A 13680-nucleotide genomic window follows, 5' to 3' on the forward strand; every position below is an offset into this window, starting at 1 on the left:
ATGTCTGCCGCTCAACCACGACGACCGGCGAGTTCTTCGGCTCCCGCGCAGACCAGCGCCGATTCGGCGAGCGCTGCGCGGTGGTAGGCGGTCGGTTCCTGCTCCGGTGGGAGCACTTCGACGCGGGGCTCGGGTTCGCCGAGCGCGCGCAGGACGCGCTGGATCTCCCCGGTCAGGCCGACGACGTCGGCGGATGCGGTCACCAGCAGCACCAGCTTCGCGGCACCGCCGTCGGTGCTCCGCCAGCTGTTGCGCACCTCCCGGACGCCCGGTCGGCTGCGCAGCGTGGCACCGAGCACCAGGAGCGCCGAGTCGGCGACCGGGTTGCCCGGGCTCTCGGTGGTGAACGCGTGCTGCGGGGTGGTGCCGGGTTCCGCGGGGAGAACCGCGTTGACCATCGCGGGGTCGGCTCCCAGCGGGAGCAGCGCTTCGGCCAGCAGCCGGTGCTCGTCGTCCTCGAGGCCGATCCGCTCGCGCACCAGCGTGCCCGGGAGCAGCTGCGCGATCACGTCCGCCGCGTCACCGGCGAGCCAGTCGCGGAATCGCCACAGGTGCTGATCCGGTAACCGGTCGGCGAGTCGAAGCAGCAATTCGTGGCACCGCAACTCGTTCTCACGCACCGCCAACGTCGGCCCCTCCAGCCTCGTCTCCGTCGATGCGGGTGTCGCCCGCCGCCCCCCGGCTCTGGTTACACCCGTCCAGGTGAACCATGGTCGCGTCGGCTCGATCAATCAAGCCTTGACCGACCGTTTCGCCACTCACTGGAATTGATCACTCCCCCGTTTGGGCTAACCGTTTCCGGCGAACTCAATCACGGGGTGATCGCAGCGTACTGGTCGTGGTGACCAGTTCGCGGCCCAGCCGCCGAAAAACTGTCGTGGATCACCCGACGTGTCGAGAACAAAACGCGGCGTCACCCGGAAAGGGCGACGCCGCGAAGAGCAGATCGGATCATTCGACCTCGACGACCAGTTCGACCTCGACCGGCACTCCCAGCGGGAGCTCGGCCACGCCCACCGCCGAGCGGGCGTGCTTGCCCGCGTCGCCGAAGATCTCGCCGAGCACCTCGGAGGCACCGTTGACCACCGCAGGCTGTCCGGTGAAGCCCTCGGCGGAGGCGACGAACCCGACGACCTTGACGATCCGGACGATCGAGTCCAGCCCGACCAGGCCGTCCACCGCCGCAAGCGCGTTCAGCGCGCAGATCCCGGCGTACTGCTTGGCCTCGTCCCCGCTGATCTCGGCGCCGACCTTGCCGGTCGCCGCGACCTCGCCCGCCACGATCGGGACCTGGCCGGCGGTGAAGACCAGCGAGCCGCTGCGCACCGCGGGCACGTAGTCGGCGACCGGGGCCACCACCTCCGGCAGCGGGATGCCCAGCTCCGCCAGGCGATCCGTCCAGCGCCCCATGTCAGGCCTCCTTCGGCCGCTTGAGGTAGGCCACCATCTGCTCGCCGGTCGGGCCGGGCAGCACGGAGACCAGCTCCCAGCCGTCCTCACCCCACTGGTCGAGGATCTGCTTGGTCGCGTGGATCAACAACGGCACGGTCGCGTACTCCCACTTCTGCATGCGGGCAGCTTAGGAGACACGTCCGCGGCAGCTGCGGTTGCGGAGGGGACTCGTGAGCACTTCGGGGTTCTGCAGCACCCCGAAACACTCACGACTCGCGGCTAGGCGGACTGGACGGGCAGGCCCGCCTCGACCCAGTCCTGGATGCCCTCCCGGTACTTGCGGACGTCGGTGTAGCCGAGCTGCTCCAGCTTCACCGCGACCTCCTGGCTGTTCCCGCAGGCCGGGTTCGAGCAGTAGACGGCGATCGTCGCGTCCTTGTCCGGCAGCACGTCGACCGCCTTCGCCGCGACCTGGCCCGCGGTCAGCTCGACGGCCCCCGGCAGGTGCTGCTGGGCGTAGTACGACCCGCCGAGCGCGTCCACGACCGTCACCGTCCCGGCATCGATCCGCGCCTTGAGCTCGTCCCGGCTGATCAACTCCGTCATCGGTTCCTCCTCGATCCATCCGGACCACGGTCCGGTTAACGCCGGGAACGCTACCGGACCGCGGTCCGGTTGTCGAGTAGGATCGACGCCATGGCCGAGGAGCTGCACCGCATCGCGAACCGACCGCCGCAGGAGCGAGCCGATGCTGCGCGCAACCGGCAGCGCGTGCTGACCGCCGCCGCCGGGCTGTTCGCCGAGCACGGCGTGGACGGCGTGACCATGGACGCCGTCGCGCAAGCCGCCGGAGTCGGCAAGGGAACCGTGTTCCGCCGCTTCGGCGACAAGTCCGGGCTGGTCGTGGCGCTGCTCGACGAGCGGGAACGCGAACTCCAGGAAGCCGTGCTGTCCGGGCCACCACCGCTCGGCCCGGAGGCACCGGACAAGGAGCGGATGCTGGCCTTCCTCGGCGCCTACGTCGACTACCTGGCCGAACACCTCGAACTGATCCGGCTCTCGGAGACCGCCGCGCCGGGTGCCCGGTACCGCATCGGCGCCTACCACTTCTGGCACCGGCACCTGGCGATCCACTGCACCGGGGCAGCCGATCCCGACCACCTCGCGCACGCGCTGCTGGCCGTGGTCGACGCGGACCTCAACGCCGCGCTGCGCGAGGCGGGTTACAGCTGGGAACGACTGCGCGCAGGCGTCTGCGAGCTGGCCGAGCGCGTCCTGGCGTGAGCTGAGCGCCACGGCACGGTGCGACCCGGAGACATTTCGCGAGTCCGGGACCTACGCTGATCGCGTGACCGACTGGAACGGGGAACTGAATCACGCCCGATTGCACGTGGTCAGCGGCAAAGGCGGTACCGGGAAGACCACCGTCGCCGCCGCGCTCGCGCTCGCCCTCGCGACCGGCGGTCACAAGGTGCTGCTGATCGAGGTCGAGGGCCGCCAGGGCATCGCGCAGCTCTTCGACACCGCACCGCTGCCCTACTCCGAGGAGTGGATCGCCGCGGCGCCCGGGGGCGGCGAGCTCCGCGCGCTGGCCATCGACGCAGAGGCCGCGCTGCTGGAGTACCTGTCGATGTTCTACAACCTCGGTTTCGCCGGCCGCACGCTGCGCAAGATGGGCGCCATCGAGTTCGCCACCACCCTCGCGCCGGGCCTGCGCGACGTGCTGTTCACCGGGAAGATCAAGGAGTGCGTCGGCCGCACCGACGAGCACGGCCGCTACGTCTACGACGCGGTGGTCGTCGATGCGCCGCCGACCGGGCGGGTGGTCAAGTTCCTGGACGTCACCCGGGCGATGGCCGATCTGGCCAAGGTCGGCCCGATCCGCGACCACAGCGACGGCGTGGTGCGGCTGCTGCACTCCAGCAGCACCGTCGTGCACCTGGTGACGCTGCTGGAGGAGCTGCCGGTGCGGGAGACCCTGGACGCCGTGGCCGAGCTCGACGCCGCCGATCTGCGGCCCGGCGGCGTGCTGTGCAACCGGGTCCGCCCCAACCGGCTACCCGCCCACGCCGCCGCGGCCGCCGCACAAGGCCAGGTCGACGCCGAGCAGGTGCGCGCCGGGCTGGACGCCGCGGGCCTGCGCGTGGACGACGACGACCTCGACGGGCTGGTGCACGAGACGATCGAGCACGCGATCCGGGTGCGCGCCGAGGACAACGCCCGCAGGCAGCTCGGCGAGACCGACCTGCCGACCGTCGCACTGCCCGACCTGACCGCCGGGATCGACGTCGCCGAGCTCTACGAGCTGGCCGAGATACTCACCGAACACGGCATCCGGAGCCCCCGATGAGCGAACCGCTGCGTCCCGCGCAGGTCGACGTCGACGCCCTGCTGGACGATCCGAGCACCCACGTCATCGTCTGCTGCGGTTCCGGTGGTGTGGGCAAGACGACCACCGCCGCCGCGCTCGCCGTGCGCGCGGCCGAGCGCGGCCGCAAGACCGCGGTGCTCACCATCGACCCGGCGCGGCGGCTGGCCCAGGCGCTCGGGCTGCGGGAGCTCGGCAACCAGCCGAAGCAGGTGGTGGTGGAGGGCTTCGAACCGGCGGGCGACCTCAACGCGATGATGCTGGACATGCGCCGCACCTTCGACGACATGGTGCTCGCGCACGCCGGCCGGGAACGCGCCGAGCAGATCCTGAACAACCCCTTCTACCAGACCATCTCCACGTCCTTCTCCGGCACGCAGGAGTACATGGCGATGGAGAAGCTGGGGCAGCTGTCGGCCTCCGGGCAGTGGGACCTGATCGTGGTGGACACCCCGCCGAGCCGGTCCGCGCTGGACTTCCTGGACGCCCCGCAGCGGCTGTCCACCGTGCTGGACGGGCGGCTGATCAAGATGCTGTCCAGCCCGGCGCGGGTCGGCGGCAAGGGCCTGCGCAAGATCGTCGGGGCCGGGTTCGGGATCTTCGCCAAGGCCGTCTCGACGATCATCGGCGGGCAGCTGCTGGCCGACGCGGCGCGGTTCGTGCAGGCCTTCGACTCCACCTTCGGCGGGTTCCGGGAGCGCGCCGAGCAGACCTACCGGCTGCTGCGCTCGCCCGGCACGGCGTTCCTGGTGGTGGCCGCGCCCGAACCGGACGCGCTGCGGGAGGCCACCTACTTCGTGGAGCGGCTGGCCGGTGAGCAGATGCCGCTGGCCGGTCTGGTGGCCAACCGGACGCACCCGGTCTTCGCCGGGCTGGCCGGGGCGCGCGCGACCGCGGTCGCCGAGGAGATCGAGGCGAGCGGTTCGGATCCGATGGCCTCCGCCGCGCTCCGGGTGCACGCCGATCGGGTGGCGATCGCCGAACGGGAAAAGCGGTTGCTGGCCCGGTTCACCCGCGCTCACCCGGAAGTCGCATTGGTCGGAGTTCCCGCACTTCCGTCCGATGTGCACGATTTGGCGGGATTGCAGGAGATCGGCAGGCGACTGGCCGGTGAATAACGGGTAACGGGGCCGGACAATCCGCGATGGCGAATTGCCCGGCCCCGACCCGAATGGACTAGCTCACCTGGTACTCGTCGAAATCGACGTATTCCTGACGAGCCGCTTCAAGCAATTCCCGCCAGTTGCGGACGTCGGGCCGACGGCGCAGCAGCGCACGCCGCTCCCGCTCCGTCATTCCACCCCACACGCCAAATTCGATCTTGTTGTCGAGCGCCTCGCTGAGGCACTCGGTGCGGACCGGGCAGCCGAAGCAGACCATTCGCGCCTTGCGCTGCTCGGCTCCGCGGACGAACAATTGGTCCGGATTCTGGTCACGGCAAGCGGCGTTGACCCGCCAGTCCCCCTGCTCGAACATAGAGTTCCCCCAGCTCCTCACTGGATCGTCGGCGACCGTATTTCGTCCGGAGCCCCCCGGCACCGGATGCTGCGGCGTACGCTTCCCCGCAGCAGTGCTGTCGCTGGACGTAGACGGACTGTAGAGCCCCTCGGTTCCACAACCAACCAAGGGTTGTCGCTCCGTTATCTTTCGAACTCATCACATCGGGCGGATTTTGCCCGTGACACTCCGTCACGAACCGGTTCCGTTTTACGCTGGCGAAGTGCGTGTCCGGGACGGCCTGTTGAAGCTTTTCGGTCTGTGTGTGCTGGCTGGCGTACTGGTCGCCGGTTTGTTGTTCCCGGCGACGGGATCACTCGGCGTGGTCTCCAACCGGGCCAGCGATGCGGTGAACAGCATCTCGGCGGACCTGATGACCAAGGAACCTCCTCTTGTGACGACCGTCACAGATCGGGACGGTCGGCCGATCGCGTACCTGTTCGACCAGAACCGGACGCCGGCCGCTCCGGACCAGATCGCCGACACCATGAAGGCCGCCATCGTGGCCATCGAGGACCGGCGGTTCTTCGACCACCAGGGCGTCGACTGGGCGGGCACGGTGCGCGCCGCGGTGACCAACCAGGTGTCCGGCGAGATCGCCCAGGGCGGCTCCACCCTCACCCAGCAGTACGTGAAGAACTACCTGGTGCACGTGGTCGCCGGCGGTGACCCGGTCAAGCAGCACAAGGCCATCGAGCAGACCCCGGCCCGCAAGCTCCGCGAGATCCGGATCGCCCTGCAGCTGGAGAAGCAGCTGTCCAAGGAGGAGATCCTCACCCGCTACCTCAACGTGGTGCCCTACGGAAACCAGGCGTACGGCATCGCGGCCGCCTCGCGCACCTACTTCAACACCACGCCGGACCGGCTGACCATCGCGCAGGCGGCGCTGCTGGCGGGCATGGTCAACAGCCCCAGCGCGCTGAACCCGCAGAGCAACCCGGCCGAGGCGCTGGGTCGCCGCAACCTGGTGATCAAGGCGATGGAGGACCAGCGGCGGATCACCCCGGAGGCCGCCGAGGAGGCGCGCAACTCGCCGCTCGACCTGGCCCAGCCGCTGCGGGGCATCCCCAACGGCTGCATCGGCGCCGGGCCGTCCGACGGGTTCTTCTGCAAGTACGTCATCGACTACCTGGAGCGCGCCGGGTTCACCGAGGAGCAGCTCAAGACCGGCGGCTACACGATCCGCACCACGCTGGACAAGCGGGCCACCGACGCCGCCAAGGCGGCCGCCGAGAAGGGCGTGCCGAAGACGACCAAGGGCATCGCCAACGTCATGAGCGTGGTGGAACCCGGCAAGGAGAAGCACCGGGTGCGGGCGCTGGTGGCCAACCGGGACTTCGGCCTCGACGCCTCGCAGGGGCAGACCGCCTACGCGCTGCCCAGCGGAGTGATCAAGTTCGGCGCCGGGTCGATCTACAAGGTGTTCACCGCGGCCGCCGCGTTGGAGAAGGGGATGGGCATCTACAACACCATCCAGTCCCCGGGCTCCTACACCTCGTCGGTCTACAAGAACGGCACCGCGCCCTACACGGTGGGCAACGCCGAAGGCGTGCGACCGGGCCCGCGAACGCTGCAGATGGCCCTGGCGACCTCGCCGAACACCGCGTTCGTCGCGCTGCAGGAGCGCGCCGGGCTGGCGCAGACGGTGGACATGGCCGTGCGGCTCGGGATGCGGCAGACGCTGCAGAACTACACCGCGGCCGGTGATCCGGTGGCCGCCAGCGGCTCGAAGGTCTCGCAGGCCGACCACGTCAAGGAGCACAACATCGGCGCGTTCACCCTCGGGTACGCGCCGACCAGCCCGCTGGAGCTCAGCAACGTCGCCGCCACGATCATGAGCGGCGGCACCTGGTGCCCGCCGACGCCGATCGAGCAGATCCTGGACCGCAACGGCAACCCGGTGTCGATCACCGAAGACCCGTGCGAGCAGGCTGTCGACGAAGGCCTCGCGAACGCGATGGCGGTCGGCATGAGCAAGGACGACCAGCAGGGCGGCACCGCGGCCGCGGCGGCGTCCGCCGCGGGCTGGACCCGGCCGCTGGCGGCCAAGACCGGGACCACCGAGGCGCACCAGTCGGCCGGCTTCCTCGGCGCCACGCCGCAGTACGCCGGAGCGGTGCTGACCTTCAGCGACGGCACCTCGCCGCAGGGCATCTGCGACAGCGATCCGCCGCGGCTCTGCGGGGTCAACGGCGGAAACATCTACGGCGGCAAGGTGCCCGCGCGGACCTTCTTCGACGCGATGACCGTCATCCACGAGGGCGCACCGGTCGCGCAGCTGCCGCCGACGACCAAGCGCTACGAGACCGGCGGCGACGAGTTCCAGGTGCCCAACGTGGTCGGCCTGACCTCGCAGCGCGCCGGCGAGGAGCTGGCGAAGGCGGGCTACAAGGTCCAGGAGCGCTCGGTGAACAGCCCGCGCAAGCGGGGCACGGTGGTCAGCCAGACGCCGCGCGGCTTCGCGCTGCCGGGCGAGACCGTGACGCTCTCGGTGAGCACCGGCTACGTCCCGCCGCCCTCGCCGGAGCGGCCACCGCCCCAGCCGTCGCGGCCACCGGAGCAACCACCGGAACGGCCGCCGGAGACACCGGCTCCGCCGGGCATCCCGCCGGGCATCTTCCCACCGTGACCGACCAGTGCGGGCGCTTCCGATCCGGAGGCGCCCGCACTGCTGTTTTCCCTGCTCAGCGACCGTGAGTGTTTTGTGGCGCTATAGCCCCTCGAAGTACTCACGGCAGTTGACCAGCGGAAACGGAACGGCAGGGCGGAGCCGGGGACGGGGGCGCCGTGCGGGTTCCTAGACTCGGTGATGTGACGAACACGCAGGTGAGCACCAGGCGCGCGCGATCCCGGTACCGGCTGTTGGAGGTGCGGGCCGCGGAGCGGATCACCCCGCGGATGGTGCGGGTCGTGCTCGGCGGCGAGGAGCTCGCCGACTTCGTCAGCAACGGCAGCGACCAGCGGATCAAGCTGTGCCTGCCGCAGCCCGGCCAGCCGATGCCGCTGGGCCGCACCCGCGCCGAGGTCTTCGCGCTGCCCCGCGAGCAGCAGCCCCGGCAGCGCACCTACACCGTCCGCCGGTTCGACCCGCAGCGGCAGGAGCTGGCGATCGACTTCGTGGTGCACGACCACTACGGTCCGGGCAGCAGCTGGGCGACGCAGGCGGCGCCGGGCGACCAGATCGTCACGGTCGGCCCGAGCCCCGCGTACCAACCGCAGTCCGACGCGGCCCCGCTGGTGCTGGTCGGCGACGAAACGGCGCTGCCCGCGATGTCAGCGATCCTCGAGGAGCTGCCCGCCGAGGCAGAGGTCCAGGTCTTCGCCGAGGTCGCCGACAGCGCCGAGGAGCAGCAGATCGACTCGGCGGCCCGCGTCGAATGGCACTGGCTGCACCGCAACGGCACGCCGGCGGAGGACAGCACGCTGCTCGTCGACGCGGTGCGCGCCGCGGACCTCGGCCCGAACCCGCACGTGTGGATCGGCGCGGAAGCCGAGATCGTGCACGAGCTCCGCGAGCACTGCCAGCGCGAGCTGGGCCTCGAGCGCCGCCGCCTCTACGCCCTCGCCTACTGGCGCCGCAACACCGCAGGCGACTGAGAGCCCTTGCCCCAGAAGGTTTTTCGCGGTGAATCCGACACCACCAGACTGCGGGATCGGCGCGCACGGACGTCCACCCCGTCGACGCGTCGGCCACGACACGTCGACGGATCGGCGAGACTTCCGCAATTTCAATGGAAATTGGAGCTTCAACTTCAATGGAAGTTGCACATCCCGTCGGCGTGTCGCTCCCCGACACGCCGAGTACGAGTCCGGGATCGTGCGATTTCAATGGAAATCGCACGTCTGATTTCCATTGAAATCGCGTAGCCGGAGGGCTCAGCCGGCGAGCTGGGCCTTGACGAGGGCCGCGACCTTGCCGCCTTCCGCGCGGCCCGCGGCCTTGGCGTTGGCGGCCTTCATGACCTGGCCCATCTGCTTCATGCCCGGGCGCTCGCCGAGTTCGGCCTCGACCTCGCCGATGGCGTCGGAGACCAGCTGCGCCAGCTCGTCGTCGCCCAGCGGCTTCGGCAGGTAGCGGCGCAGGATCTCCGCCTCGCGCTCCTCGGCGTCGGCCTGCTCCGCGCGCCCGGCGCCGCGGAACGCCTCGGCGGCCTCGTCGCGCTTCTTGGCCTCCTTGCTCACCACGCGCAGCACCTCCTCGTCGGAGAGCTCGCGCGCCTGCTTACCGGCCACCTCCTCCTTGCCGACCGCGGCCAGCGTCATCCGCAGCACGCCGGTGACGACGGTGTCGCGTTCCTTCATCGCGGCGGAGAGGTCCGCCCGCAGCTTGTCCTTGAGCTCGGCCATGTGTTGATTATCGCGCTGAGCGCGCACGCGGTCCGTCGCGGGCACGCGTGTCGTCGTAGGGTTGGTGGGGTGAAAAAGTTCGGGCGATTTCTGCTCAGCGCGAGCGCTCTCGGCGCCGCGACGGTCACCTACTCCGCCGCGATCGAACGGCGGCACTGGACGCTGCGGCAGGTCTCACTGCCGGTGCTCGACGAGGGCACTGCCCCGCTGCGGGTGCTGCACATCTCCGACCTGCACATGACGCCGAACCAGCGGTCCAAGCAGCGGTGGGTGTCCGAGCTGGTGGACCTCGACCCGGACCTGGTGGTCAACACCGGTGACAACCTCGCGCACCCGCAGGCGGTACCCGCGGCGCTGCGCGCGATGGGGCCGCTGCTGGACCGGCCCGGCGTGTTCGTCTTCGGCAGCAACGACTACTTCGGTCCGACCGCGAAGAACCCGGCCCGCTACCTGCTGCCCTCGGCGAAGACCAAGCGCATCCACGGCGAACCGCTGCCGTGGCGGGACCTGCGCGCGGCGATGGCCGAGCGCGGCTGGCTGGACGCCACGCACCGGCGCCACGAGATCGAGGTCGCCGGAGTCCGCATCCACATCGCCGGCCTGGACGACCCGCACCTGCACGCGGACCGCTACGACCTGATCTCCGGCCCGCTGCCCGAAGGCGTGCAGCTGCGCCTCGGCGTGACGCACTCCCCCGAGCCGCGCGTGCTGGACAGCTTCGCCGAGGACGGCTACGACCTGGTGCTGGCCGGACACACCCACGGCGGCCAGCTGCGCCTGCCGGGCTACGGCGCGCTGGTGACCAACTGCGACCTCGACCGCGCCCGGGCCCGCGGCGCGTCCACCTGGGGCGAGCGGATGCACCTGCACGTCTCGGCCGGCCTGGGCACGTCGCCGTACGCCCCGGTGCGCTTCGCCTGCCCGCCGGAGGCGACCTTGCTGACCCTGCTGCCCCGCTCCGAAAAACCGGCCCTGAACAGCGAAAACGCCACTAAGAGGACCCCCTTCGGAACCGGCGAGAGCGTCCGGTAAGCTATCTTCAGCGGTTGGGGCGAGCACCCGAGATGCTCCTCCGCTGAAAGATCGGGGTGTGGCGCAGCTTGGGAGCGCGCTTCGTTCGGGTCGAAGAGGTCGTGGGTTCAAATCCCGCCACCCCGACAGGTGAAAGGGCCTGGTCAGGACTTCGCAAGAAGTTCCGACCAGGCCCTTTCCTCGTTCCCCGCATCGGGCGGAGTCAGCAATCAGTCAGCAGCACGATCAGCCGACCGGCACCAAACCGGCTGATCCGCCCTCGTCGTCCTCATCGGTGAGAGCGCGCAAGATGCGCTCCCCGTCGTCGGTGCGGCGGGTGTAGAGGTCGAGGGTGGTCGAGGGTGGTCGAGGCCCGTTCGTGGCCCATGACCCGCTGGACCATGTTGACCGGTACGCCGTCGTCTACGAGCCAGGTGGCGTAGGAGTGGCGGAGGTCGTGGAACCTCAGCCCGTCCGCGGCCTTCCTGGCGACTTCGAGTACCGCGGCGTCGTGGGTGGCGAACTCGGCCGACTCCGCTGCGCCGTGCTGGTTGGTCCACGTACCGGTCCAGCCGCCCGCCGGGTTCTGGGTGAGCTTGCCGAGCAGTCCGGCGCGCACGAGGGAGGGTTTCCACACCCGGGACCGGAACAGGGTCCGCCGGAGCGGCTTGCCGACCGTGTTGGAGAACACCAGGCCCTCGTCGAGCGGTGGCCACCGGCGGATGTGCTCGCCGATGACCTCGATCAGCCACGGCGGGAGGGGGACGGTGCGGCGTCCGGCCTTGGACTTCGGGAACGACTTGAACGTGGTGTGCCCGCTGACCTCGGTGACGGTGCGGACCACGCTCAAGGTCCCGCCGTCGAGGTCGAGGGCGTCGGTGCAGAGTCCGGCGACCTCTCCCCAGCGCAGGCCCGCGCCGGCGGCGGTGGCGATCACGCCCCGGTAGAAGTCCGGGGCCGCCGGCAGCAGCCGGGACCGCAGGTCGGCGCGGCTGATGATCCGCTCATCGGTGTCGCGGGTGCGCTTCTTCGGGATACGCACCTCTTCGGCCGGGTTGAACGGGATCAGCCGGTTGCGCACCGCTGACTTGAGCACGCTGGCAGTCAGCCGGTAGCACTCCACGACCGTGGCGCGGGAGCGCTTCTCGCACAGGTCGGTGATCCAGGCCTGTATGGCCATGTGGTCGATCTTGGCCAGCGGCCACGCGCCCCACTGGGGCAGTACGTGGTTGCGCATGATCGAGGCGTCGCGGGCGGCGGTGGTGGCTTCGGTGTTCCAGGTGTCCATCCAGCGCTGGGCGTGCTCGCCGAAGGGCACGCGCCCGGCGTGCGGGGAGATGTAGGCACCTTGGGCCTTCTGGGTCTCGACCTGCGCGAGAAACGTGGCGGCCTCGCGCTTGGTGCGGAAGGTCTTCGCGCGCTGTTTGCCCTCCGGGTCGCGCCAGTTCGCCCGCCACTTGCCGCCGGGGGTGGAGTTGACGAACCCCATCAGGCACCCTCCCCGGCCAGCCACGCGTCGAACCGGGCCTTGGGGATGATCCACCGCTTGCCCAGCCGCCTCGCCGGGATCGCACCCTCGCGAACCTGCTCGTAAGCGACGCTGCGGGACACGCCAAGCGCCCCGGCAACCTCGTCCACTGTGTACGTCTGGCGTTCCATGTCAGTCCTTCCTTTCGTTGTCGTACTTGCGTTTTCGTGCTTCCCGCTGGCCTTCTGCGATGGCCGCGGCGAGTTCGCGTTCTTCGGGGGTGCGGTGGCCGACGCTGGTCATGGCCCAGTCGTTGACGACGGTGATCGAGTCGGCGTCGGTGAGGCCGAGTTCGGCCAGGGTCTGTTCGCGCTGGTAGCGGCGGCGGTCGTCGCGGATCTGCCGGAACGGCACGGAGTAGCGCTGGCTCTTGGTGAGGAAGTGCCCGCGGAAGGCGAGCATGTGCGCCCAGTGCCGCAGCTTCAGCGCGTCGAGCGGATCGGGCTTGTCGCCCAGTTCGGGGTGTAGGTACTGGCGGCGGGTGGTGCGGGTGACCTCGCCGCCGTTATCGCAGGTGACGCAGTACTGGGCGTGGGTGCGCTGCTGGCAGCCGCAGCCCTCAGCCTCGTGGGGCCCGTCCGGGTGGCAGGCCGGGCACGGCACCGGCTCCACGAGGTCCCAGGCGGTCTGGATGATCCGCCGGTGGTGGGTCGAGACCGTGAGCCGGTCGATGTCGGCCTGGGAGCGAATGCGGCGGTCGGCGGCTTCGCTGGTGCTGATGCCCTTGGTGGCGTACTTGGCGACGTAAGACGCCAGCCGGTCGTCGGTGATCACGCCGTGCTCGTCCTCGACCTGGTCGGCATCTACTGGGCGGATCGGCCGGATGTCGATCTGTTCGCCGAAGGCGAGTTCCCAGGTGCGCCCGTTGGTCTCGGGCGAGGTGATCACGGTGGTGGCGTGCGCGGTCCGGATCGCGTCGGTGAGGGCGTCCGTGGTGCCCCACGCCGGTGCGGGGTCGTCAGGTCCGTCAGGCCCGTCGAGGCGGATCACGGCGTGGAAATGGATGACGCCCCGGCGCTGGAACTCGGCGACCTTCGCGAACGCCAGCTCCGCGTGGTCAGCGAAGGTGGATTGCCGGAACCCGGCAGCCTCGGCGAGGCGGCGCTTGACGTAGGTGATGAAGCGGTGCCACAGCGCCCCGGCGTGCGCCTGCCACAGCACGTGGCCGGTGTAGTCGTAGGCCTCCGGATCGATCGGCTGACCGAGGCGGGGGTCGTCGGGGTGGTGGAACTCGCCGCACCGACACGGGATCGCCTTCCCGCCGGACGTACGGCGGTTGTGGACCGCAGCAGCGACTCTGCGCAGCCGGGCATCTGTCCGAGCACACAACGGTGTACCGCTGGCGAGGCGAAGACAACGAGGGGGTCGAGGCCAAAGCGGTCCTCTACACGAGGGCCGGACTGGTCCCGAAGATCACCCAGCTGACTCGGGAAGAGCACCCCTACGAAGTTCCGCACGTCAGCGCCACGCGGCTCGTCGCGGGCAATCCGGATTACCTCCAGTGGATCTTGACCGAAACCAGCTGAGCCACGGGATT

General features: G+C 70.1%; 16 protein-coding genes and 1 tRNA gene. 8 read left to right on the top strand and 9 right to left on the bottom strand.

All coding sequences use genetic code 11. The features are described from left to right. Positions 1 to 11: 11 nt before the first annotated feature. The 4 genes from ATL45_RS11390 to ATL45_RS11405 form a co-directional block, all read right to left on the bottom strand. Positions 12 to 590, bottom strand: coding sequence for a hypothetical protein (locus ATL45_RS11390; protein ID WP_246025283.1), 579 nt, complete (start codon positions 588 to 590; stop codon positions 12 to 14). 361 nt (positions 591 to 951) lie between these two features. Beyond that, positions 952 to 1410: a RidA family protein gene (locus ATL45_RS11395; protein WP_093157989.1), complete on the bottom strand. Its 459-nt coding sequence runs from the start codon at positions 1408 to 1410 to the stop codon at positions 952 to 954. Between the two features lies 1 nt (position 1411). Continuing rightward, on the bottom strand, positions 1412 to 1570 hold the full coding sequence (sp36, locus tag ATL45_RS11400) for a Sp36 family protein (protein WP_093157991.1): 159 nt from the start codon (positions 1568 to 1570) through the stop codon (positions 1412 to 1414). A gap of 101 nt (positions 1571 to 1671) precedes the next feature. Further along, complete coding sequence (locus ATL45_RS11405) at positions 1672 to 1998, bottom strand: rhodanese-like domain-containing protein (RefSeq protein ID WP_093157992.1); 327 nt, start codon at positions 1996 to 1998, stop codon at positions 1672 to 1674. Positions 1999 to 2088: 90 nt separating this feature from the next. Here ATL45_RS11405 and ATL45_RS11410 point away from each other — a divergent pair, with 90 nt between their 5' ends. The 3 genes from ATL45_RS11410 to bagB all read left to right on the top strand — a co-directional run bounded on the left by ATL45_RS11410 (position 2089) and on the right by bagB (position 4878). Next, positions 2089 to 2676 carry a TetR/AcrR family transcriptional regulator gene (locus ATL45_RS11410; protein WP_093157994.1) on the top strand — a complete coding sequence of 196 codons (588 nt, stop codon included), beginning with the start codon at positions 2089 to 2091 and terminating at the stop codon, positions 2674 to 2676. A gap of 64 nt (positions 2677 to 2740) precedes the next feature. After that, on the top strand, positions 2741 to 3742 hold the full coding sequence (bagA, locus tag ATL45_RS11415; RefSeq protein ID WP_093157995.1) for an ATPase BagA: 1002 nt from the start codon (positions 2741 to 2743) through the stop codon (positions 3740 to 3742). Next, positions 3739 to 4878, top strand: a complete 1140-nt coding sequence (gene bagB / locus ATL45_RS11420; protein WP_093157997.1) for an ATPase BagB — start codon at positions 3739 to 3741, stop codon at positions 4876 to 4878. Before bagA ends, bagB begins: the two co-directional genes overlap by 4 nt. A 58-nt stretch (positions 4879 to 4936) precedes the next feature. Here the strand turns inward: bagB and ATL45_RS11425 are convergent, their stop codons facing one another. Next, on the bottom strand, positions 4937 to 5236 hold the full coding sequence (locus ATL45_RS11425; protein ID WP_093157998.1) for a WhiB family transcriptional regulator: 300 nt from the start codon (positions 5234 to 5236) through the stop codon (positions 4937 to 4939). A 244-nt stretch (positions 5237 to 5480) separates the two neighbouring features. Here ATL45_RS11425 and ATL45_RS11430 point away from each other — a divergent pair, with 244 nt between their 5' ends. Together ATL45_RS11430 and ATL45_RS11435 are read left to right on the top strand one after the other, a co-directional pair. After that, complete coding sequence (locus tag ATL45_RS11430) at positions 5481 to 7886, top strand: transglycosylase domain-containing protein (protein ID WP_170210217.1); 2406 nt, start codon at positions 5481 to 5483, stop codon at positions 7884 to 7886. A 182-nt stretch (positions 7887 to 8068) separates the two neighbouring features. Next, the gene (locus tag ATL45_RS11435; protein WP_246025284.1) at positions 8069 to 8854 is read left to right on the top strand and encodes a siderophore-interacting protein; all 786 of its coding nucleotides are present in this window, start codon (positions 8069 to 8071) and stop codon (positions 8852 to 8854) included. Positions 8855 to 9133: 279 nt separating this feature from the next. Here the strand turns inward: ATL45_RS11435 and ATL45_RS11440 are convergent, their stop codons facing one another. Further along, complete coding sequence (locus ATL45_RS11440; RefSeq protein WP_093158001.1) at positions 9134 to 9604, bottom strand: GatB/YqeY domain-containing protein; 471 nt, start codon at positions 9602 to 9604, stop codon at positions 9134 to 9136. Positions 9605 to 9673: 69 nt separating this feature from the next. On the opposite strand from ATL45_RS11440, the gene ATL45_RS11445 reads away from it, so the two are divergent. Beyond that, on the top strand, positions 9674 to 10636 hold the full coding sequence (locus ATL45_RS11445) for a metallophosphoesterase (RefSeq protein WP_093158002.1): 963 nt from the start codon (positions 9674 to 9676) through the stop codon (positions 10634 to 10636). Between the two features lie 52 nt (positions 10637 to 10688). Beyond that, positions 10689 to 10762, top strand: a tRNA-Pro gene (locus tag ATL45_RS11450). Positions 10763 to 10904: 142 nt separating this feature from the next. Here the strand turns inward: ATL45_RS11450 and ATL45_RS11455 are convergent. The 3 genes from ATL45_RS11455 to ATL45_RS11465 are packed head-to-tail and all read right to left on the bottom strand — an operon-like array spanning position 10905 to position 13472. Next, positions 10905 to 12104 (bottom strand): tyrosine-type recombinase/integrase, encoded by a 1200-nt coding sequence (locus tag ATL45_RS11455; protein WP_143121752.1) that lies wholly within the window; start codon positions 12102 to 12104, stop codon positions 10905 to 10907. Then, positions 12104 to 12274 (bottom strand): helix-turn-helix domain-containing protein, encoded by a 171-nt coding sequence (locus ATL45_RS11460; RefSeq protein ID WP_093158004.1) that lies wholly within the window; start codon positions 12272 to 12274, stop codon positions 12104 to 12106. The genes ATL45_RS11455 and ATL45_RS11460 overlap by 1 nt, the downstream gene beginning before the upstream one ends. A 1-nt stretch (position 12275) precedes the next feature. Continuing rightward, the gene (locus tag ATL45_RS11465) at positions 12276 to 13472 is read right to left on the bottom strand and encodes a replication initiator (protein WP_143121753.1); all 1197 of its coding nucleotides are present in this window, start codon (positions 13470 to 13472) and stop codon (positions 12276 to 12278) included. 2 nt (positions 13473 to 13474) lie between these two features. On the opposite strand from ATL45_RS11465, the gene cutA reads away from it, so the two are divergent. Next, a complete protein-coding gene (gene cutA, locus ATL45_RS11470; RefSeq protein WP_246025285.1) occupies positions 13475 to 13669 on the top strand; it encodes a divalent cation tolerance protein CutA in 195 nt (64 codons plus the stop codon). Positions 13670 to 13680 lie beyond the last annotated feature (11 nt).

The sequence above is a fragment of the Saccharopolyspora antimicrobica genome, from assembly GCF_003635025.1.
GTDB classification, from domain to species: Bacteria; Actinomycetota; Actinomycetes; order Mycobacteriales; family Pseudonocardiaceae; genus Saccharopolyspora; species Saccharopolyspora antimicrobica.